A 21986-nucleotide genomic window follows, 5' to 3' on the forward strand; every position below is an offset into this window, starting at 1 on the left:
CTAAGTGTAAACAGACTGGTCGAATGCAACGCTTCCTGATATTCAGGCTATATTATAACATAGTCTGACAGGATGATTTCTCGTGCGGAAAAAACAGACAGGTTTGAAACTGTTCGGATTGCTGGCCACGGTTTCTGTGCTGGCAGCAGGTGCCAATGCGGTTGTCCAGCCGAGTGCTTTGGCGGAAGACACCCATCAGGCGGCTGATGCAGCAAAACAGAAAGTCAGCGTGGAAGATTTTCTGGGTAAACCGCAGAGCGTGACCTCCAGCGGGTCTGTCACCGTGCATGGGGCACATATTGATTACGAAGCTGTGTCCGGCACCCTGATTGTCCATAAGGGCGACTGGGATGATTCCGAACTGCCCGATGCGGACAAGGATAAAGAGAAGAAACAGCCAGACGCTGCAGCGTCCATTTATTACGTTGCTTATTTCAAGAAGGGTGTGCGCCCGGAAAATAGGCCCATCACGTTTGTCTATAATGGTGGCCCCGGCTCCTCCAGCGTATGGCTGCATATGGGCGCGTTTGGCCCGAAACGCGTTGTGACGGCGGACGATACCCATACTCCCGCCGCGCCCTACGCTATTGTGAATAACAATGACAGCCTGCTGGACGTGTCCGATCTGGTCTTTATTGATGCCCCCGGCACCGGCTATGGCCGTCTGATCGGCAAGGATAAGGAAAAGGCGTTCTGGGGCACAGACCCGGATGCGGGTGCCTTTACCGACTTCATTGCCCAGTTCCTCTCCCGCTTCGGCCGTTACAACTCTCCCAAATATCTGTTTGGGGAAAGCTACGGCACAACGCGTTCCGCGATTGTGGCGAACAAGCTGGCTGACGATAAAGGTATCGATCTGAACGGCGTGATTCTGCTTTCGCAGATCATGAATTATGACAATGACATTGATGGGGTCGCGATGAACCCGTCAATGGATCAGCCCTATGTGCTGGCTCTGCCGAGCTATGCCGCCACCGCGTGGTATCACAAACGTCTGCCTGCCGAGCATCAGGACCTCAAAACATTTCTGAAAGAAGTCGAGCATTTTGCGCTGACCGACTACACCGCGGCTCTGCAGGAAGGTAACGCCATTTCTGACGCGCAGCGTGATGCCACAGCCCAGAAGCTGCATGACTATACAGGCCTGCCGGTAGACTACATTAAAAAGGCCGACCTGCGGATCAATGGTGGGGAATTTGAAAAAACCCTGCTGGGCGATAAAGATCTGGATACAGGTCGTCTTGATAGCCGCTTTTCTGGCCCAACCATGGATAAGCTGTCCCAGTTCTCCTATTACGACCCTCAGTCTTCCGCCATGTCCTCTGCTTATATTGCGGCTTTTAACGATTACGCCCGCAATACGCTGCATTATGGTAATTCCCCCGCCTTTGGCGATGGGTATCAGGAATACAAATTCTTCTCTGATGCTATCATGAAATGGGATTTCTCACACAAGCAGCCTAATACGGATTTCCCGATCCACGGTGCGGTCAATGTGCTGCCGGATCTGGCCTCCGCCATGAAGCATAACCCTGCTCTGAAAGTGATGCTTAATCAGGGCTATTATGACCTCGGAACCCCGTATTTCGAGGGGATTTATGAAATGAAGCATCTGCCCATTTCCCGAGAACTGAGCAACAATATTCAGATTGTGCAGTATGAATCCGGCCATATGGTCTATGCGAACGAGAAATCTCTGACGCAGCTGCATGATAACGTCGCAAAGTTCATTACACAGACGCACGGCGCTCCTGCTCCGGCGACAAAATAACGAGAAAATTCGGGGTCGGGTGCGAGAAGTTTCCCGTGTCCGGCTCAGGTTTTAAAACGGGGGCTTGCTCATTTGGGCAAGTCCCCGTTTCTGTTTTAGCACAGCCATCAGCACGCTAGTGCCAAGTCCCGCAGCCGAGCCGAGACCGAGCCAGTAAAAAATGCCCAAAGCCGGGTCCTGAAACAGGCAGAGGGGCAGCGCAAGGCAGGGTGCCAACGCGCGAATAATCTGGTTAACAGACACGGCACCGGTCTGCCGGGGGAAAATATTGCGTGTTCTGGGCTGCAAACATTCGTGGCACCAGAAGGCAGCACTCCACAAAGCCAGTACAAGCAGGAAGGTCATGCAGCAGGTTCCCGTAACTTGAGTAATGCACAGAGTGCGATCAGGCCTGCGAGAAATGCCAGCGTATCCGACGCCATGAAGATGCTGGCGCCTTGTCCCCACGCATGCGACCGCGAGATCAGATCTAACAGTGGAAGCCCACATCCGGCTCCAGCCAACAGGCCAAGTTGCTGACGCCAGCCCAGGGCAGCATGGCGCGTCAAAGTGAGAAGCAGTGCATGCGCAGCGCACAGACCCCATACAGCAAAGAAGAGATCAATTTCGATCATCGCGCGCCCGGAGAGCGCGACGGGCAGACAACGATTGGCCCAGAAAATCCCGAGGGTTGCAGCGGGAAAGCCCACAACCGTTGTCATGGTCAGCGCTTCAGCCAGCCGGAAGAAAAACTGTTCACCCGATGAGCGGCGACGTTTCATGAGAAACACAATCAGCCCGCTTGCGGCTAAGCTGGTCGCTGCCAGCCCGGAGAGAAAATACAGCCAGCGCAAAGGGAGGGGGGCATATCTGGCATAGTGCAGCCCCCGTACAAGCTGCATGGTCGCAACAGCCGGAGGGCTTTGCGTGACAGAGCGAAGGGCGTGTCCATCCTTCCGGCTGAAATCGACATGATCTCTGGTCAAAAACGGGCCGAACGCATCACTTTTGAAAATGCGCACTTCATTCGGCGTAAACAGAACGAGATTGCCCTCAGGGCTTCCCAAAATATCCCGGGCCTGTGCAATCAAGGGGAGAAGCGGCGGAGGTAAGGGGCCAGCCTGCAAAACGTGCCCTTTAGGGGCGGTCTTTTCCTTCTTGGGCTTGGCTGCTGTGTGAAAGGGGAAAAACGGCTCGACGGGAAGTAGCGCCCGCGCATGGATTGCGGTGCCAGTATAGCCCATGAACAGAATGAACGGCAGGAACAGCACGCCTGCAATCAGATGGGCGTCTACCCAGGCGCGCGGTCGTGCTCCAAAAGGGCGGAACAGAATGAGGTCAGGCCAAAGTGCCCTGATGTGAATGACAAGCCCGGAGCCGACAGCCACCAGCAGGCAAAGCCCCAGAAAAGTGACAATCTGCACACCGGGCTGATTTCCACCCCGTAGCGAGAAATGGAAATTATAGAAAAACTGGCCAGCTGCCGTCTCGCGGGCGGGGAAGACGGCCCCTGTTTCCGAATGCAGCGCGGTGCCGACAAACTCATACCCATCATAATGCAGAACACGCAAAACGGGGTCACGCTGCGAGGGGAGTGTGAGGAACGCGGAAAGCCCGTTCTCCTCTTCAGCCTGAACGGCCTGCGCGGCGGCCTGCAAGGCTGTGGGCGTGAGGGACGTTCCTTGCCTCAGCGGGACTTCGGGCTGCATCCATTGGGTGATTTCCGTATCAAACACGGCCAGTGTGCCGGATGCGAAAATACAGGCCAGCAGCAATCCGGCCAGAAAGCCTACCCAGCTATGGAGCCACCCCATATGCACCCGAAGTGTTTCACGCATGGGTCGTCTTTCTCATCAGAACGGAAAAATACCAGCGAGGACTGCTGAACCGCAGGCCACGAGACCAAGGATAAGTCCCCACCCGTGGCGACGTCCGGCAAACCCCACCAGCACAAGAATAGGGAAAAGAGCCGCAATCACCATGCCGCCCAGATCGGTTTTCAGTCGCATGTCCTCAAACGGGAGCCGCTGCGCATCCAGCATGATCAGATGGGCTGTCAGAAAAGAGAGCGCACAGACAACAGCCAGCAAACCAAGCCGCCGAAGAACAGCCTGTCGCTTCTGATTTTTCTTTGAGGCAGACAGGGCAGACGGTGCCGTCATACCAAGGTTTTTTGTGCGACTCATTCTCATGTTGCTAAGTAGTCACGCGACGGCTGTAAACCCCGGACATAAGAGGAACTCGTAAAATAATATTGCGAATGTCTCTTAATTGCGCTTATGGAGGCGCGGTCAGTCTCTAATTTTGGATTAATCATGATGATGCGTGATCGCCTGCCGGTCCTTCATTCACTGCACTGTGTCGGGCGGACTGCGTTCTTGCTGGCAACTGTTGCGGTCTTCAATGGGGGTGCCTTTGCTGCACAACAGGAGGCAACTGCGCCACAGAAAACGGCAACGCTAACGGGTAAGGTCGCGCCAGTTAAAAAGACTCCAAAAACGGAGACGCCCGCGACACAGTCCCAGAAAGATGAAAGTCTGCTGGTCACGGCCCGACGTCGCAACCAGATGGAGGTCATCAGCGGTGGGCAGCTTGGCGCATTAGGGACCAAAAAGGGGCTGGATGTACCCTTCAATATTCGGAGTTATACCTCCAGCCTGATCCTTAACCAGCAATCCCAGACGCTGGGCGAGGTTCTGGAAAATGACCCATCCGTACGCACCACTTATGGCTATGGCAATTTCTCGGAAATTTTCGTTATCCGGGGTTTTCCTGTGTATGGGGATGACGTTGCCATTAACGGTCTTTATGGCATCACGCCCCGGCAGCTTTTGTCTCCCCAGCTGTATGATCAGGTTCAGGTGCTTAATGGTGCCAGTGCGTTCCTGAATGGTGCAGCGCCCAGTGGGACGGCTATTGGGGGGAACATTAACCTGATGTTCAAACACGCCCAGAATACGCCGATTACCCGTGTGACGGGGGATTACGCCAGTCAGGGTGTTGGCGGCGGTAGTCTGGATGTGGGGCGGCGTTTTGGGCAGGACAAAGCATATGGTCTGCGGTTGAATGTTGCGGGCCTGTCTGGTCAGACGTCTATTGATCATGAACGCCGCCACTCTGTCGCGCTGGGCGCAGATTTTGACTGGCATGATGACAAAACACGCATTTCTCTGGACATGAACTACCAGAATCAGGGCGTAAATGGCGGACGTCCGGGGGTGTTCCTCGGTGCAGATGCAACAGGTGTGCCGCGTGTGCCCAATGCTTCTCATAATTACGGCCAGCGCTGGACGTATAATGATCTGAATTACATTTTTGGCATGCTTAATATCGAGCATGATTTATCAAAACATGTCACACTTTATGGTGCTTTTGGTGGCCTTGGGAGTGACGAGAAAGGCAATTACTCCACTCTGACGGTCAATAATTCCCAGACCGGAGCCGCCACAGCCGGGGCTATGTATGTGCCCTATGCACAGACAAATGAAAGCACACGCGGCGGCGTGCGTGCCCATTTTGATACCGGGCCCGTTAAACATGAAATAAATGCCGGTGGGTCTGCCTTGTGGGAAGAAAGCCGGACGGCTTATTCCATGGCCCTTAGCTCCTTCGATACAAACCTTTATAATACTGCGGCAGTTCCGGCCCCGACAGAAAACTGGACTGGCGGCAATCTGGATAACCCGCTGCCAACCAGCCGTACGCAGCTCTATAGTTTGTTCTTTTCAGATACGATGTCTTTCTGGCAGGGGCGCGTCGCGCTCACAGCTGGTTTCCGTTACCAGAATATGCTGATCAACGGATATAATGCCTATACGGATGGCTCCCGTACGTCGCATTATAGTGAGGATGCCATCACGCCGGTTGTCGGTCTTGTGGTGCATCCAACCCGACGCACGTCTATTTACTTCAATCGAATTGAAGGGCTATCGCAGGGGCCGACGGCGAGTGGCACCAATCTGGTTAATCTCGGGCAGATTTTCCCACCTTTCAAAAGTGTGCAGTATGAAGTCGGTGCTAAATACGATACCGGACGCTTCACAACGACACTGGCATTTTATCAGATCTCCCAGCCCAATTCTTACACCGAACCGTATGGCAACAACGGCTCTTTCATTTTCCGGGAAAATGGATTGCAGCGGAACCGGGGGGCAGAATTAAGTGTAAATGGTCAGATTTTACCCGGCCTGCGGTTTAACGGTGGTGCCACGCTGATTGATGCTGATTTGCGCCGTACGGCACAGGGGCTGGATAATGGCCATACGGCTATTGGGATTCCGAATTATACCATCAACGGAAATCTGGAATATGACCTGCCGTTCCTGCGTGGCGCGACACTGGTTGGCCGGGTCGAAAATACTGGCAAACAGTGGGTGAACACGGCTAATACGGCGCATCTGCCAGTCTGGACCCGGTTTGATCTGGGCGCGCGCTATACGTTTGCGGTGGCGCACAAACCTCTGACTTTACGGTTTGGCGTCGATAATATTGCCAACACCCGTTACTGGGCCTCAGCGTTTAATGGTTATTTGCTGCAAGGCCTGCCCAGAACTTTCAAGTTCTCCTTCACCACGGATCTGTAATTGCCTGCCCGCGTGGTCATGCTTAAGTCTGGATAACATCGGGGATAAAGAGAATTTCTCTTTTGGTCCGTTTTTACAAAGCCACCCTTCCGGGTGGCTTTTCTTTTTTCCGGACAAACCAATGCAAGACGCACAATCTACAAGCGGCAACACGTCGTCGGGCTTGCTGGCCACTGAGGATCAGTTGCCGACAGGAACGTATTTCATCGACCAGAGCGGCGCTGTGCTGATGGCCGATACAGTCGGCACGCTTCCTGCAGACGTCACTCTTAACGGAGGCGTCTATATGGCCGGTTCGGCCACGCTGCCTGCCGGTCTGTCAGTTGATCCCACGACAGGTGTGATCCTGACGGACGGCACCACCTACTACCCCAATACTATCAATAATGTCGGCGTTCTTTGCGCCGCTTCGGAGTGATTCTTCATGACTTATGGCGCACCAGCTAATCTTGACCTGTCTGCTTGCATCCTGTCCACGGATGGAGGAAAAACTAGCCAGACACTTGCAGCATTGGGAACGTCTGTTGCGAGCACTGCATCAGCTCTGATCACAGTGCAGACTGACGTTTCTGGTGTAAAAGAAGATGCCGAAAAGGCATCTTATGACGCAGAAGCCGCCCAAACTGCCGTGTCAAACTTAGGAACAACATACATTCCGCAGACATCTTTCATGGCGGCGAATGGGGTTCCTAAACTAGACAAAAATGGCCAGTTTTGCACCCCCCCAAACGTGGGCGGAAATAGTTGGATCAACCTTGGAGGGTATGTCTTAAACTCTGACGGGTCTACAGCAGTAGATACAGCCTGTCAGGTGATTCGTATTCAGCAGTCAGTAACTCCATCTGGTGGTTCTCCTATTGGCGTAACAATTAATACATGGGCGAACAACGGTAAGGCTTGGATAGCTTATAATGCTGACACTCTCCACCCTGACACAGACGGTGGAGCAAGCCTTGGTTCTGCTGATCATGCATGGGCAAACATTTATTCTAAAACTGCCGTGCAGGTTACATCCGACATGACGCAAAAGACCCTTATGGGGCAGGTCGGGGCGGACAACTTCGCTGAGGCTGCAACGCTGGCCAAAGCGATCTCCAGTGTTGCCACGATTGGTTACAAACTGAACGATGCTATTGCAGCCAAGGGAGCTGCTGAAGCACGGATACATTTTGGCTATTCAGCCCAAGACGTGTGGGCGGCTATCGTTAAGGCGGGGTTAGACCCGTCAAAATATGCGCTTATCACAAAAAGCCCGGTTTACACGGTGAAGGATGTCCCCACAGGTGAGAAGCTGGCCGACGGGACGGCAGTCACTACCAGGACGGGCACCCAAGAAACGGACGAAAAAGGTGATGCTGTTTACCGCCTGATGCTACGTTACGACCAGATTTACGCGCTGCTGATCTGGTATCAGGCGCAACAGCAGAGCGCATTAGAATCGCGGATCGTTGCTCTGGAAGCTAAGGCTAACGCAACGACATCAGGGAGCGCTTCCTGATGTCCACCCTGCTGGATTTCTCGTTGGGGGTCGCAACCGGAGCGCGTGGAGACACGCTCTCCGGAGCGCAACTGGTAGACGCCGTTACCAGCGGCACGCCCATGACAGCCATTATCAGCCCCGGTGCTACCTGCGTCCTGTCTTATGCGAGGTCTGGCGATAACGGTTATCGTATCATGCTGGATGTCGCATGCTCTCTGTTTCTCTCTGGTGGAGAGCAAGGGCAAATTCAGATCATGCGTGTGCTGCTCATTCAGCCTCCTGATGGCAACTGTGTGGTCACATGGCCAGCGAATGTTATCTGGCCCGACGGCATGCCGTTTGTGGACAGTCGGTCCGGCAAAGTGACCTGTGCCGAAATTATGTTCGATGGTGACAGTCGCTATTACGGGAGACGGATCTTTGGCTAAATCCTATCCAACGCCGACCACCGGCTACACCGATAATGGTGGACTGGTACAGCGTGGCGTTAACAATATTGCGGAGCAGTGGGATTACGTTACGGTTCCCGCGCCGTCACAGCCTTGGCGTATTCTGATTGAGGGCGATCTGCCCACGCCGGCAACCACGCCGTCCGTTTCGGTGTCTGTTTTCAACGGGAACCTTCCTTTGTTCTCGGCATCGGGAACGTGGCAGGTGCAGGGGCAGAGCAGCGCAAACGCAGATAAACATAACTGGAAGCTGAAGCTGCGCAATGCAGTGACCGGCAATAAGCTGTCTGTTAAAATTGGTGACTGGTTCCCGATGAGCAGCGTCACGCTGAAGGCTTACGGGACAGACAGGACGCTCGTGCGCGACAGCCTGACAACGGATATCTGGCGTCAGGTGCATAGCTATCCTGCCGGTCTTCTGGCCCCTCAGTCAGCCTATCGCTATTGGGATGCTACAGATTTAGGCACGCATACGTCTGCCCTCTTCTGCACGGCAGGTTTCCCTGTTGAAGTCTGGCAGAATGGCGATTTTCTGGGCCTTTACGTGCTGCGCAGCCCTGCTGACGTTAATGACTACCTGATGGATGCTAGCAATAATCAGCATATCCTGATCCAACCCCAGCATGCCAACGGGTTATGGGACGGTACGTTCCATTCCACAGAATGGTCCGTACAGTCTCCTGCGATCAGCGGCTACGATGATCAGGACGATATTTCGACATCCTCCCCTGATATCAATGCAGCTTGCCAGCGGATTATCGGTTGGATGGGGGCATGTAACAACGGCACGACTGACGCGAGAGCCACGTATAGGCAGTATTTGGATCTGATCTCGTTCTTGGATTATGTGCTGGTTTGCGAGCTGTCAGGGTCGTTTGACAGCATGCAGAATAACTTTGAACTCGGCAGCTGGGATGCTACCGCATCTAGCGGTCTCTGGTATTTCTGGCCCTATGATGAAGACGAAACGTGGGGGCTGGTTTTCTTCCTGACTGGCATCCAATCCGATGCGGATCAAATTGGATGGGTTACTAAAAAGGGTGGTAAAGCAGATCAGGATCCGGGCTTTTTTAATCTGGCGCATACCGTGTTCCTGCCGGAACTACGGGCACGTTGGCGTGAATTGCGGGATGCAAGCATTATTTCCTCACAGAATATCAATGCAGCGATCAAGCGTCAGGTTGATCTGATCGACCCGGCGTCAATGGTGCAGGATATTGTAAACTGGCCGCTCGATATTGCGACTGGCGCTCCTGCCGCAATGCAGGCGGGAGGGAAATGGTCAGTTGCGTATATCATGCAATACGCGGCAACGCGCATCGCATGGATTGATGCGCAGTGGGGCTATAGCAGCTAACAAACTGACTGCCCATACGCATAAAACATACCGCCGTGTGGGCGGTTTTTTTGTATCCGGAAAACCTATGACTGAAGAACAGAGCGGCATAAGTGTCGCGACTGATGGTGATCTGCGCGAAATTATTGGCGGTCATGAAATTCGTCTCGCTGCCGTTGAGCGTCGGCAGGACGCGACGGATGGAAAGCTGGACGGTATCAGCAAGGACCTTGCGACGATGCGGGCAGAAGAGAATGCGCGCACTGTGGCGACCACAGCCGGAATAAGCCGTCTGGAAGTGCGGGTGTTTGATCTCGTTACCCAACTCGCAAAACTTACAGGTGCGCAAGAAAACCAGAACCGGCTTTCTGAAGAAAACCTGCGCCGTTGGCGAACACGATCAGTAATCATTGGGATTATTTGCACCATTGCTGCGGCAGCAGGTGGCACCGTTCTTTCCAGCCAAACGTGGGATAACTACCTGTTTGGCAATGTCGGGTTCCTGCACCGCCACCCCCTTCCAGTTCCTGCGCCGCAACCCCAACAGCAAGACACTGTGTATGCGCTGGCTCCCCGAAATTGGGAAAAATCATGACATCGACATTACCAATCACTGACTTCGCGCAGGCAGCGGCTCGCACGGCCTGGGGCGAGGCGCGGGGGGAGGGAAAGCGTGGCATGCAGGCGGTTCTGAACGTCATCGGCAACAGGGCGACACATCCGGGCTGGTGGGGGCATGATATCGCCGGGGTATGTCAGGCTCATGCCCAGTTTTCCTGTTGGAATACAAATGATCCAAACAGAGAAAAACTTCTGACAGTGACTGATTCAGACATGCAGTTTCGTGAGGCTCTGGCTCTGGCTAGCTGCCTTGTGAAGGGCTGCCTGCCTGACCTGACTGGCGCAGCGGACCACTATTATGACTGGCGTGGTCAGCGACCCCGTTGGGCGCAAGATCGCTTTTATAAATGCACTATTGGCTATCACAGATTTTATCGTGTTGGCCTGAGAGGAGATGGGACGTGACAAACAGCACGCAAAGCGCCTTTGCGGTTAATGCGGCCAAGATTGGGGGCATCACTACGGTGGTGCCCCTTTTGTTTTCAGAAATTCCGGAACCGTGGAGTTCGGTCATCTCCGGGGTGATCATCATCTGTGGAGGTGTCACTGCGGCAATCCAGCCCCCGCAAGCGGGCAGCAAATGGATGATTCCCTATCAGGTTGTTTCCGCCATTGGCCTAAACATTGGCTGGGCTGTCAATCATATTGGGGCGCGGGTTGAGGTCTCTCAGGGGCTGCCTGCGCAAGACTCACCTACCGGGCAGGACAAACATTCATGATCCAGTCCCGTCGTAATTTCCTTCGCTCTGCTAGCCTTATGGCTGCTGGTGGCACACTCACGGCTTGCACAGTTACGACAAGTGGCAAAATGACAGCGCTTACGCTTAACACGGCAAGGGTCAAAGCCTACGCACAGGCCGGTATCAATGCTGTCACAACAATTCTCAGCATAACGGCCGTGTCCACCGCTATGGGGGCTCCGGCTGTGGCCGTTATTGAGGCGGCAGGGGGCGCTTTGTCCACTGCATTCTCTGCGTTGGCCAGTGAGACGAATGGGAGTCTGACAGTCAGCTACGACAACACCAGTTTCAAAACGCGCATTGATACGCTGCTGGTGGATCTCAACAATGTTGCCCTGGCACTCCGGGCCGGGTTGGTGGCGGCTCAGCAGACTGTGACCAACACCGTGATCAATACAGCTATTATCACCTTTAACGCGCTGCAGACCGTGATTGATGCGTTTGAAGGAGTTCTTGGTATCAACATGACAAACGTCACAGATGAACAGGAGGCAACAGCACTCTCTGTGCTGGCAGTGCAATGACAGGCTTTGAGTGTGGCCTGATCCTGGGTAGCCTCACTACGTTGGTGTTGGGATCTGGTCTCGCGATGTTGCTGTTATGGAAGAAACGTCGGAATGATCCGTTTAGTTGATCAGGCTGGAGCAGCCGTCCTCCAAACCGCTTCAGACACGATCTGATAGGTAAGTTGCAGTCTGCTGGTCATTGATTGCCACGTGTGATCATCTGGCGCACGAGAAAAAACGATATTGATTGTCTTGCACGCAGTGGCGCTGGGAACAGAGCTTCCTGCAGAACGTTTTCGTTCAAAATAGGGAGGACGCGTCCATGGAAAAACTGTCTGAGGACTTCAAAGCTCGCCAGAAACCGGTGGCCCGCATTATTGTTGCTGTGAGTGCTGCACTGGCGGGTTTCCTGATCATGCTGTTCCGGTCGATCAAAAAAACCAGATAATTTCTGAAAATCCAGTTCTTTAAAAACGGCCCGGTTCTTTCTGCTTTATGCAGAGGAGCCGGGCCTCTTTTTTTGATTCTGGACGCTTTCTGAATCAGTTTTGAAAATCCTGAAACATCAGGCGGTTAGGAATGCTGACATAATCCCGGTAAGATGTACCCGTTATCCACAGGCTTACCCCCGTAGGCATCCTCAGATTCTGGGGATAAGTGCGAAGGCTTTCGGTGGCAGGCGTAGCGCGGCATCAGGTCAGTGCATCTGATAACGCCCGAGTGGGAAGAAGCGCGCACGGTGATCAGGAGAAGACGGCCGCAGTCAGAAGCGTGAGCTCAAATTGAAAAATGCGCGGCTTCTCGGTGGAGCTCGTGCCCGGATGATGAAAATAGAGAATGAGCGGGAAATCCACTCTCATCCCCCTTTATGCAAAAAGCATAAGGGGATGAAGAGCAGTAGATACAAAAAAACCGCAGCGAACTGCGGTTTTTTTTGGTGCCCAGAAGAAGACTCGAACTTCCACGACCTTGCGGCCACAGATACCTGAAACCTGCGCGTCTACCAATTCCGCCATCTGGGCTCAGATGACAACCGGGTGACCCCGGCTGGTGAAGGGGTATTTAGCTCGACCCCGTACTCTCGTCAACGGGAAAAATGCATTTTTCTCAGGTTTTGTTTCTTTTTGTTCTGCGGTGTCTGTTGGAAGTGCAAAATTCCTCAGAAAACCGCCATTTTTCAGGGTTTGGCGTCTGTGATTTTCGTGTGGTGCTGGCTGTCCGGTCTGGTGCTGAACCATTTGTGCTCACCGAACGTTCCGGAAAGCAGCGTAGACTATCCGCAGGCCACCCCAGGAGGCAGGCCAGAGCAGACAGGAGTGGAAAGAGCACTATGAGTGAGCAGAAGATTGCAACAGTCTTTGGTGGTGGTGGCTTTGTGGGGCGGTATGTTGTCCAGCGTCTGGCCGAGGCCGGATATACTGTGCGGATTGCCTGTCGCAGGCCGGATAAAGCCGCCTCCCTGCGGGTTCTGGGCAAGCTGGGGCAAATCGCGCCTTTTTATGCCTCGGTGCTGGATGATGCCTCGGTAGCGTGTGTGGTCGAGGGTGCTTCTGTTGTTATCAATCTGGCCGCTGTGCTGGGGGATGCATCCGGGCAGGGGCTGGAGGCGGTGAATGTTCAGGGAGCGGGTAGGGTAGCGCGTCTGTCCGCACAGGCTGGGGTGCCTGCCTTTGTGCAAATGTCTGCGCTGGGGGCGTCTCCTGCGGCACCGTCTGCCTATGGCCGGAGTCGCGCTGAGGGGGAAGACGCTGTCCGGGCCGCTATGCCGCAGGCGTCCATTGTCCGGCCGTCCGTTATTTTTGGCCCGGAAGATCATTTCTTTAACATGTTCGCCACCTTGGCGCGGTATCTGCCGGTTCTCCCCGTTTATGGGGCCAACGCCCGACTTCAGCCTGTGTATGTAGGAGATGTGGCGCAGGTTGTGGCGCGACTGGCGGAAGATCCCTCGCTGGCTGGGCAGGTGTGGGAGCTTGGTGGGCCGGATATTCTGACCATGAAGCAGATTTATCAGTGGGTGCTGCGCACCACGCAGCGGTCTCGCATGCTTTATGGGGTGCCTCCGGTTCTGGCGCGGATTCAGGCGGCCATTTTCGAGCGTTTGCCGGGACATATCCTGACGCGTGACCAGTTGCTGATGCTGTCTGAGGACAATGTTGTACCCCCGGGTCAGTCAGGTTTTGAAAAGCTGGGGCTGACCCCACAGAGCATAGAGGCCATCGTGCCGTTTTATTTGACCCGTTATCGAGCAGGAGGTGGTCGTTCAGGGGTTCGCCTTGTGGAATAAGGGATTAGAGATAAAAAGGTCCGATATGTGTCCTATATAAATGGGTTTTTCAGGTCGAATCTTTTTCAAAAATTGGAAAAATAAAGAAAGGACAGTAATGCTGTCTTTTCAGAGTGGCGCATAAGGCGCTACCTCAGTCCTGCTTGTTTGGGGCGAGGTCTGTCTGACGCGCGCCCTGTCTCCGGGGATCGCCTTATGACCACACCCATGCTGAAATTTGTCTCTGTCGCTCAAAAGCAGCCTGATAAGCGCACAGCGCAGGCGCGACGGGCGGATTTTGCGGAGATTTATGAAGACTTTTCTCCCGCTGCGGCCGGCGAGCAGGCCAGCCGGTGCTCCCAGTGCGGCGTGCCGTTCTGTTCCGTGCATTGCCCGCTGGGGAACAACATCCCGGACTGGCTGATGCTGACGGCAGAAGGGCGGCTGGAAGAGGCCTACGAGGTCTCTTCCGCAACCAATACCTTCCCTGAAATTTGTGGACGCATCTGCCCGCAGGACCGCCTGTGTGAAGGCAATTGCGTCATTGAGCCGGGGTTTGAGAGCGTCACCATTGGTGCGGTCGAGCGGTATATTACCGACACTGCTTTTGAGAATAACTGGGTCAAACCTACACGCCCGGTGCGGGAACGGACGGAGTCCGTGGGTATTGTCGGCGCGGGGCCAGCCGGTCTGGCTGCGGCTGAGCGTCTGCGGGCATCAGGTTATCAGGTGCATGTGTATGACCGGTATGACCGCGTGGGTGGCCTGCTGGTTTACGGCATTCCCGGCTTTAAGCTGGAAAAAGAGATCGTTGCGCGCCGTCATGCGCTGCTGGAAGAAAGCGGCGTGACGTTCCATCTGGGGCAGGGTGTTGGCGGCGGCGAGGGGGATCTGTCCTTTGCCGATCTGCGCAGCCGCCATCAGGCCGTGCTGATTGCCACGGGTGTTTACAAATCCCGCGAGATTGGTGGCCCCGGTGCCGGGCTGGCGGGTATTGAGCGCGCTCTGGATTATCTGACGGCATCCAACCGTCGCTCTCTGGGCGACACACTGCCGGACGATGCGCAGGCGCTGGATGCCAAAGGTAAGAATGTCGTGGTGCTGGGTGGTGGCGATACCGCCATGGACTGCGTGCGCACGGCCATTCGGCAGGGTGCTAAATCCGTCAAATGTCTGTACCGGCGCGATAAGGCCAACATGCCGGGGTCCGCGCGCGAAGTGAAAAACGCGGAAGAAGAAGGCGTTGAGTTTGTCTGGCTGTCCGCGCCGGAAGCGTTTCTGGGCGATGACCATGTAACGGGCGTGCGCGCCACGCGCATGAAGCTGGGCCTGCCGGATGCGACGGGCCGCCAGTCTGTCGAGCCGCTGGAAGGCAGTTCCTTCACGCTGGACGCGGATCTGGTGATTGCCGCTCTGGGGTTTGACCCGGAACCGCTGCCGCAACTGTGGGGGCAGCCGGATCTTGCCGTTTCCCGCTGGGGCACGCTCAAGGTGGGGCATGAGAGCTTTATGACCACTCTGCCCGGCGTGTTTGCCGCAGGCGATATTGTGCGCGGGGCCAGTCTGGTGGTGTGGGCTATTCGCGATGGTCGGGATGCGGCGGAACGCATTCATCAATGGATTGAAACACACGCAACGGCGCAGGCCGTGGCGGAGCAGGGATAATGGGCATGCAGAAGCATCCTGACACCACGCATGGTGAAAGCGCCAAAGAGTTTTTTGAAGCGTGGGACAACAATGTTGCCGCTCTGGACGGCCTGTATGACCCGGCTGATGAACGGGATTCCTGTGGCGTTGGTCTGGTTGCAGCGCTCGACGGCAAGCAGCGCCGTGACGTGGTGGAAGCCGGTATTGCGGCCCTGAAAGCCATCTGGCACCGCGGCGCGGTGGATGCCGATGGAAAAACGGGTGATGGCGCGGGCATCCATGTGGAAATCCCGCAGAAATTCTTTGAGGATGCGATCACCAGCACGGGTGACCAGCCGGTAGAAGGTGCGATCATCGCCGTTGGGCAGGTGTTCCTGCCTAAAACGGATCTGGTCGCGCAGGAACAGTGCCGTCAGATTATCGAGACGGAAATTCTGGCCTTCGGCTATGGCATTTACGGCTGGCGTCAGGTCCCGATTGATACGGCCTGTATTGGTGAAAAAGCCAACGCAACACGGCCGGAAATTGAACAGATCATGATCCGCAATCTGCCGGGCACGGCGGAAGAGGCGTTTGAGCGGGATCTGTACGTCATCCGTCGCCGGATTGAAAAAGCGGCGATTGCAGCACAGGTGGATCTGTATATCTGCTCTCTGTCCTGCCGTTCGATCATCTATAAAGGCATGTTCCTGGCCGAGCATCTGACTGAGTTCTATCCGGATCTGCTGGATGAGCGCTTTGTCAGCCGCTTTGCCATTTATCATCAGCGTTATTCCACCAACACCTTCCCCACATGGAAGCTGGCGCAGCCGTTCCGGCGTCTGGCGCATAATGGTGAAATCAACACTATTTCCGGCAACATCAACTGGATGAAAAGCCACGAAACGCGGCTGTCTCACCCGGATCTTGACCCGTGGATGAAAGACATCAAACCGCTGGTGCAGGCGGGTGGGTCCGATACGGCAACGCTGGACAACGTGTTTGAACTGTTGACCTTTGCCGGGCGTGATGCGCCTGCGGCCAAGGCGCTGATGATTCCTGCCAGCGTGGGTGGGAACTCTCTGATGAAGCAGTCCCACCGCGACATGTTTGCCTACTGCAATGCCGTGATGGAACCGTGGGACGGCCCGGCCGCCCTGTGCGCCACGGATGGCCGCTGGGTGATTGCCGGTCTGGACCGCTCTGGCCTGCGCCCGCTGCGCTATACGGTGACAGACGATAATCTGCTGATTGTCGGGTCCGAAACCGGCATGGTGCGTGTGCCTGAAAGCAATGTTGCCAAACGTGGGCGGCTTGGACCGGGGGATGTCCTCGGCGTCGATCTGCAGGAAGCACGCCTGTACGGCAATGAAGAGCTGCTGGATCTGCTGGCATCCCGTCAGGACTTTTCCTCATGGGTCGGTGGTATTCAGAAAATTGGCTGTATCGTTCGCTCAGATGTGAAAGAGCCTGTTCTCTATCAGGGTGATGAACTGCGCCGCCGCCAGCTGGCTGTGGGCACCACGCTGGAAGAACTGGAAGCTATCCTGCACCCAATGGTGGAAACCGGGACAGAAGCCATTGGCTCCATGGGCGATGATACGCCGCTGGCTGTGCTGTCTCCGCGCTTCCGTGGTCTGTCGCATTATTTCCGGCAGGGCTTCAGTCAGGTGACCAATCCGCCGATTGATTCCCTGCGTGAATCCCGCGTGATGAGCCTTGCAACGCGTCTGGGAAATCTAGGAAATATTCTGGATCAGTCGGCAGAGCAGTGCGAAATGCTGCAACTGCCCAGCCCGGTTCTGACATCCGGTGAATATGAAGCCCTGCGGGCCTTCTGCGGCACGTCCGGCTGCCTGATTGATTGCTCCTTCCCGGCGAAGGAAGGCGAGGCAGGCCTGCGTGAAGCGATTGCCCGCATCCGGCGTGAGGCAGAAGAAAGTGTACGTGGCGGCTGCACCCATGTGTTCCTGACGGATGAAAACCAGTCTCCGGACCGGGCCTATATCCCGATGATTCTGGCAACGGCGGCTGTCCATACGCATCTTGTTCGTAATTCCTTGCGCACCTTCACGTCTCTGAACGTGCGGGCCTCCACCACGCTGGATGTACATTCCATTGCTGTGACCATCGGGGTGGGTGCGACGACGGTTAACCCGTATCTGGCGCAGGAATGTATTGCGGACCGGCATCGCCGCGGGCTGTTCGGTAAGCTCACCCTGCGTGAGTGCATGGAGCGCTACCGTAAAGCCGTGGATAAAGGCCTGCTCAAGATCATGTCCAAAATGGGCATTTCGATTGTGGCGTCTTATCGCGGCGGCTGTAATTTTGAAGCCGTGGGTCTCTCCCGCGCGCTGACGGCGGAATTCTTCCCCGGTATGCCGTCCCGTATCTCCGGCATTGGTCTGCCCGGCATTGCCCGCAATGTGCTGACCTTCCATCAGGAAGCATGGGATTCTGCATCTCTGGCTCTGCCTGTTGGCGGTTTTTACAAACTGCGCCGCAAGGGTGAGCAGCATGCGTTTGATGGCACGCTGATCCACATGCTCCAGACGGCTGTGGCGAGTGACAGTTTTACCATCTACAAGCGCTATGCTGACGCCGTGCGGGCCCAGCCGCCGGTGGCGTTGCGCGATCTGCTGGACTTCCGGGAAGGGCGCACGCCCATTCCGGTGGAGGAAGTGGAAAGCATTACGCAGTTGCGGAAACGCCTGATCTCACCAGCTATTTCTCTGGGTGCACTCAGCCCGGAAGCGCATGAGACACTCTCCATCGCCATGAACCGGATTGGCGCGAAGTCTGATTCTGGTGAGGGCGGGGAAGATCCGGAACGCGCAAAACCGCGCCCGAATGGTGACAACGCCTCTTCCGCCATCAAACAGGTGGCCTCTGGCCGCTTTGGTGTGACCGCGCAGTATCTGAATGATTGCCGTGAACTGGAAATCAAGGTCGCGCAGGGTGCCAAGCCGGGTGAAGGTGGACAGTTGCCGGGCTTTAAAGTCACGGGGCTGATTGCCAAGCTGCGTCATGCTACACCGGGTGTGACTCTGATTTCTCCGCCGCCGCATCACGATATTTACTCGATCGAAGATCTGGCCCAGCTCATTTATGACCTGAAGCAGATCAATCCGGATGCTACGGTGACCGTCAAACTGGTGGCGCGTTCCGGTATTGGTACCATCGCAGCAGGGGTGGCGAAGGCGAAGGCCGATGCCATTCTGATTTCCGGCCACTCCGGTGGCACGGGGGCCAGCCCGCTGACCTCCGTGAAGTATGCTGGTCTGCCGTGGGAGCTTGGGCTGGCGGAAGCGCATCAGGTGCTGATGCTCAACCGTCTACGGCACCGCGTAAAGCTGCGCACGGATGGTGGCATCAAGACCGGGCGCGACGTGGTGATTGCCGCCATGCTGGGTGCGGAAGAGTTCGGGATTGGGACTGCAAGCCTTGTGGCCATGGGCTGCATCATGGTGCGTCAGTGCCATTCCAACACCTGTCCGGTGGGCGTATGCTCGCAGGACGAGGCGATGCGCAAGAAGTTTGAAGGCACGCCGGAGAAGGTCATCAACCTGTTCTCCTTCATTGCTGAAGATGTGCGCAATATTCTGGCGTCTCTGGGCTTCCGCAGCCTGAACGAAGTGATCGGCCGGACCGATCTGCTGCGTCAGGTGTCGCGTGGCGCGGATTATCTGGATGATCTGGACCTCAACTCCCTGCTTTCACAGGCAGATCCCGGCCCGTTTGCGCGCTATTGCACGTTGGAAGGCCGGAACGAGGTGCCCGACACGCTGGATGCGCAGATGATCAGCGATGCGAAGCCGCTGTTTGACCACGGTGAGAAAATGCAGCTGCACTACAATGTGCAGAACACGCAGCGTGCGATTGGTACCCGCATGTCTTCTCTCATTGTGCGCAAGTTTGGCATGACGACGCTGGCACCGGGCCATCTGACGGTGCGTCTGCGCGGGTCTGCCGGGCAGTCTCTGGGGGCGTTTGCCGTGCAGGGGCTGAAGCTGGAAGTGCTGGGCGACGCCAACGATTATGTTGGTAAGGGTCTGTCCGGCGCGACCATTACCGTGCGGCCTTCTCCGTCCTCCCGCCTCGTCAGCAACCAGAACGCCATTATTGGCAACACGGTGCTGTATGGCGCAACGGCAGGGGAACTCTATGCCTCAGGGCAGGCGGGTGAACGCTTTGCCGTGCGTAACTCCGGCGCAGTGGCTGTGGTGGAAGGCTGCGGGTCCAACGCCTGTGAGTATATGACGGGCGGCACAGTGGTGGTTCTGGGCGAAATTGGTGACAATTTCGGTGCAGGCTTTACCGGTGGCATGGCGTTTGTGCTGGATGATGCCAACACGTTTGAGAAGCGCGTCAATCCGGAATCCCTGTTCTGGACACGGGTGACGGATGAGCGCTGGGCGCAGGAACTGCGGCGTCTGGTTGAACGGCATGTGGAAGAAACCGGCTCCCCGTATGCAACCAATCTGCTGCATAAATGGAACGATGTGTTGCCGCGCTTCTGGCAGATTGTGCCGAAAGACTACGCGCGCATCATCGGCTTTACCCTGCCGGAAGAAGAGCTGGCCAAATCTGCCTGATCAGGCGTTTGCCTGACGAAGAGTGTGGTCCCGAAAGATCTGTTTTTGCCTTATGAGCGTATAAGGCAGGCAGGTCTTTCGGGTCATGCTGATGGTGCAGTCTGACCTGCGCCGTATGTGAACCCCAATTGCGTTCACATGTACTCGCCTCATGCTAAATTGCACGGTAGGATGCGGCTTATGAAACATACAGCGCATTCTCACCGTTCGTCTCAGTTTCCGGCCTTTGCTGCGGAAGCCGGGGCTGTGGCCGCAACCAGTGCCGCGCCGGGGCAGGAGGCTTCCACCCTTCCGCGCTGGGACCTTTCGGCTCTCTATAACAGTATGGAAGATCCGGCGATTAAGCTGGATCTGGCTCAGGCTGAGCAGCAGGCCAAAGAGTTTGCCTCCCGCTATCAGGGTAAGCTGGCAGGTCTGTCCGGGGCTGAGGTCGCCGAAGCCATTCGCACCTGTGAGGCGATTGAGGAGATACTGGGCAAGGCCGGGTCCTATGCCTCGCTGCTGTTTGCCGCCAATTCATCCGATCCGGAAATCAGCCGTTTCAGCCAGTCGATTAGTGAAAAACTGACCGATATCTCCACGCATCTGCTGTTCTTTACGCTGGAACTCAACCGGCTGGATGACGCCGATCTGGCGCAGAAAATGCAGGACCCGGCTCTGGCGCACTGGAAACCGTTCCTGGATGATACGCGCCTGTTCCGCCCGCATCAGCTTTCTGATGAGGTCGAGAAGGTTCTGCTGGAAAAATCCGTAACGGGTGCCCAGTCCTGGTGCCGCCTGTTTGATGAGACGATTGCCGCGCTGCGCGTCACGCTGGATGGCAAGGAAATGCCGGTCGGCGACGCGCTGAACCGCCTCTCCGATTCGGATCGGTCTGTGCGTGAGAAGGCCGGGAAAGCCGTTGGCAAGGTATTTGGTGAGAATGTGCGGCTGTTCGCCCTCATCACCAACACGCTGGCCAAGGATAAGGCGATCTCTGATGGCCTGCGCCATTACGCCCGCCCGACATCCTCCCGCAACCTGTCCAACATGGTTGAAGATGAAGTGGTGGACGCGCTCGTCTCCGCCGTGCGGGAAGATTATCCACGTCTTGCGCATCGCTATTACGCCCTGAAGGCCAAATGGATGGGTCTGGACAAGCTGGAACATTGGGACCGCAACGCTCCGCTGCCCGGCTGTGAAGACCGCAAAATCCCGTGGGACGAAGCCAAACAGATTGTCCAGAAAGCCTATGATGGCTTTGACCCACGCATGGGGAAGGTGATCAATACCTTCCTGACGCATCCGTGGATTGATGTGCCGCCCGCACCGGGCAAATCTCCGGGCGCATTTGCGCACCCCACCGTGCCGTCTGCGCATCCGTTTATCCTGTTGAACTATCATGGCCGCACGCGCGATGTGATGACGCTGGCGCATGAGCTGGGTCATGGTGTGCATCAGGTTTTGGCGGCCAAGCAGGGCTACTTCCAGTCCAACACCCCGCTGACGCTTGCTGAAACGGCGAGTGTGTTTGGGGAAATGCTGACCTTCCAGTCTCTGCTGGATGCGGAAACCGACCCGGCCCGCAAGCGCACGCTGCTGGCTGGCAAGGTGGAGGATATGCTCAACACTGTGGTGCGCCAGATTGCGTTCTACGAGTTTGAAACCCGCGTGCATGATGAGCGCAAATCCGGTGAGCTTCTGCCGGAACGGATTGGCGAGATCTGGTTGCAGGTGCAGACGGAAAGTCTCGGGCCGATCTTCAACTTCACGCCTGAATATGACGTCTTCTGGGCGTATATCCCGCACTTTATCCATTCACCGTTCTATGTTTACGCCTACGCGTTTGGTGATTGTCTGGTGAATGCGCTGTATGGCGTGTTCAGTGAGGGCGCGCCCGGTTTCCAGGATAAATACATCGCCATGCTGGAAGCAGGCGGCACCAAACGCCACAAGGAACTGCTGGCACCGTTCGGGCTGGACGCGTCCGATCCCGGCTTCTGGCGCAAGGGGCTGGATGTGATCTCCGGCTTTATCGACCAGCTGGAGCAGGCGTAA

General features: G+C 55.9%; 19 protein-coding genes and 1 tRNA gene. 15 read left to right on the forward strand and 5 right to left on the reverse strand.

What is annotated here, in order from left to right; genetic code table 11:
* The first annotated feature begins 82 nt into the window (after nt 1–82).
* Nucleotides 83–1771, forward strand: coding sequence for a S10 family peptidase (locus tag HK23_RS03880; protein ID WP_373270303.1), 1689 nt, complete (start codon nt 83–85; stop codon nt 1769–1771).
* Between the two features lie 51 nt (nt 1772–1822).
* Here the strand turns inward: HK23_RS03880 and HK23_RS03885 are convergent, their stop codons facing one another.
* The 3 genes from HK23_RS03885 to HK23_RS03895 are packed head-to-tail and all read right to left on the reverse strand — an operon-like array spanning nt 1823 to nt 3936.
* Entirely contained in the window at nt 1823–2116 is a 294-nt protein-coding gene (locus HK23_RS03885; RefSeq protein WP_086652932.1) for a hypothetical protein, read from the reverse strand.
* Nucleotides 2113–3588, reverse strand: coding sequence for a PepSY-associated TM helix domain-containing protein (locus HK23_RS03890; RefSeq protein WP_086652933.1), 1476 nt, complete (start codon nt 3586–3588; stop codon nt 2113–2115). Before HK23_RS03890 ends, HK23_RS03885 begins: the two co-directional genes overlap by 4 nt.
* A gap of 15 nt (nt 3589–3603) precedes the next feature.
* A complete protein-coding gene (locus HK23_RS03895) occupies nt 3604–3936 on the reverse strand; it encodes a hypothetical protein (protein WP_143217470.1) in 333 nt (110 codons plus the stop codon).
* A gap of 132 nt (nt 3937–4068) precedes the next feature.
* Here HK23_RS03895 and HK23_RS03900 point away from each other — a divergent pair, with 132 nt between their 5' ends.
* The 6 genes from HK23_RS03900 (at nt 4069) to HK23_RS03925 (ending at nt 10193) form a co-directional block, all read left to right on the forward strand.
* Complete coding sequence (locus HK23_RS03900; protein WP_373270306.1) at nt 4069–6333, forward strand: TonB-dependent receptor; 2265 nt, start codon at nt 4069–4071, stop codon at nt 6331–6333.
* Between the two features lie 121 nt (nt 6334–6454).
* On the forward strand, nt 6455–6751 hold the full coding sequence (locus HK23_RS03905) for a hypothetical protein (RefSeq protein ID WP_143217471.1): 297 nt from the start codon (nt 6455–6457) through the stop codon (nt 6749–6751).
* Between the two features lie 6 nt (nt 6752–6757).
* Nucleotides 6758–7831, forward strand: a complete 1074-nt coding sequence (locus HK23_RS14205) for a tail fiber domain-containing protein (RefSeq protein WP_143217472.1) — start codon at nt 6758–6760, stop codon at nt 7829–7831.
* A complete protein-coding gene (locus tag HK23_RS03915) occupies nt 7831–8241 on the forward strand; it encodes a hypothetical protein (protein WP_086652937.1) in 411 nt (136 codons plus the stop codon). Before HK23_RS14205 ends, HK23_RS03915 begins: the two co-directional genes overlap by 1 nt.
* Nucleotides 8234–9619 carry a CotH kinase family protein gene (locus HK23_RS03920; protein ID WP_256940054.1) on the forward strand — a complete coding sequence of 462 codons (1386 nt, stop codon included), beginning with the start codon at nt 8234–8236 and terminating at the stop codon, nt 9617–9619. The genes HK23_RS03915 and HK23_RS03920 overlap by 8 nt, the downstream gene beginning before the upstream one ends.
* Nucleotides 9620–9686: 67 nt before the next feature.
* Nucleotides 9687–10193: a hypothetical protein gene (locus HK23_RS03925; protein WP_086652938.1), complete on the forward strand. Its 507-nt coding sequence runs from the start codon at nt 9687–9689 to the stop codon at nt 10191–10193.
* 8 nt (nt 10194–10201) lie between these two features.
* Here the strand turns inward: HK23_RS03925 and HK23_RS14710 are convergent, their stop codons facing one another.
* Nucleotides 10202–10363 carry a hypothetical protein gene (locus HK23_RS14710; RefSeq protein ID WP_256940064.1) on the reverse strand — a complete coding sequence of 54 codons (162 nt, stop codon included), beginning with the start codon at nt 10361–10363 and terminating at the stop codon, nt 10202–10204.
* Between HK23_RS14710 and HK23_RS03930 the strand changes: the two genes are divergently transcribed.
* From HK23_RS03930 to HK23_RS14715, 4 genes are all read left to right on the forward strand, one after another.
* A complete protein-coding gene (locus HK23_RS03930) occupies nt 10298–10624 on the forward strand; it encodes a cell wall hydrolase (protein WP_256940063.1) in 327 nt (108 codons plus the stop codon). The two genes, HK23_RS14710 and HK23_RS03930, sit on opposite strands and share 66 nt — an antisense overlap.
* Entirely contained in the window at nt 10621–10938 is a 318-nt protein-coding gene (locus HK23_RS03935; RefSeq protein WP_086652940.1) for a hypothetical protein, read from the forward strand. The genes HK23_RS03930 and HK23_RS03935 overlap by 4 nt, the downstream gene beginning before the upstream one ends.
* The gene (locus HK23_RS03940) at nt 10935–11483 is read left to right on the forward strand and encodes a hypothetical protein (RefSeq protein ID WP_086652941.1); all 549 of its coding nucleotides are present in this window, start codon (nt 10935–10937) and stop codon (nt 11481–11483) included. Before HK23_RS03935 ends, HK23_RS03940 begins: the two co-directional genes overlap by 4 nt.
* A gap of 304 nt (nt 11484–11787) precedes the next feature.
* Nucleotides 11788–11913: a hypothetical protein gene (locus HK23_RS14715; protein ID WP_256940055.1), complete on the forward strand. Its 126-nt coding sequence runs from the start codon at nt 11788–11790 to the stop codon at nt 11911–11913.
* A 487-nt stretch (nt 11914–12400) separates the two neighbouring features.
* On the opposite strand, the gene HK23_RS03945 is transcribed toward HK23_RS14715, so the two are convergent.
* A tRNA-Leu gene (locus HK23_RS03945) sits at nt 12401–12487 on the reverse strand.
* 308 nt (nt 12488–12795) lie between these two features.
* Here HK23_RS03945 and HK23_RS03950 point away from each other — a divergent pair.
* The 4 genes from HK23_RS03950 (at nt 12796) to HK23_RS03965 (ending at nt 21986) form a co-directional block, all read left to right on the forward strand.
* Nucleotides 12796–13749 (forward strand): complex I NDUFA9 subunit family protein, encoded by a 954-nt coding sequence (locus HK23_RS03950; RefSeq protein ID WP_086652942.1) that lies wholly within the window; start codon nt 12796–12798, stop codon nt 13747–13749.
* 195 nt (nt 13750–13944) lie between these two features.
* Entirely contained in the window at nt 13945–15393 is a 1449-nt protein-coding gene (locus tag HK23_RS03955) for an NAD(P)-dependent oxidoreductase (RefSeq protein WP_086652943.1), read from the forward strand.
* Nucleotides 15393–19949: a glutamate synthase large subunit gene (gene gltB, locus HK23_RS03960; protein WP_086652944.1), complete on the forward strand. Its 4557-nt coding sequence runs from the start codon at nt 15393–15395 to the stop codon at nt 19947–19949. Before HK23_RS03955 ends, gltB begins: the two co-directional genes overlap by 1 nt.
* Before the next feature lie 171 nt (nt 19950–20120).
* On the forward strand, nt 20121–21986 hold the full coding sequence (locus HK23_RS03965; RefSeq protein WP_256940056.1) for a M3 family oligoendopeptidase: 1866 nt from the start codon (nt 20121–20123) through the stop codon (nt 21984–21986).

It is taken from the genome of Acetobacter malorum (genome assembly GCF_002153605.1).
Taxonomy (GTDB): Bacteria; Pseudomonadota; Alphaproteobacteria; order Acetobacterales; family Acetobacteraceae; genus Acetobacter; species Acetobacter malorum_A.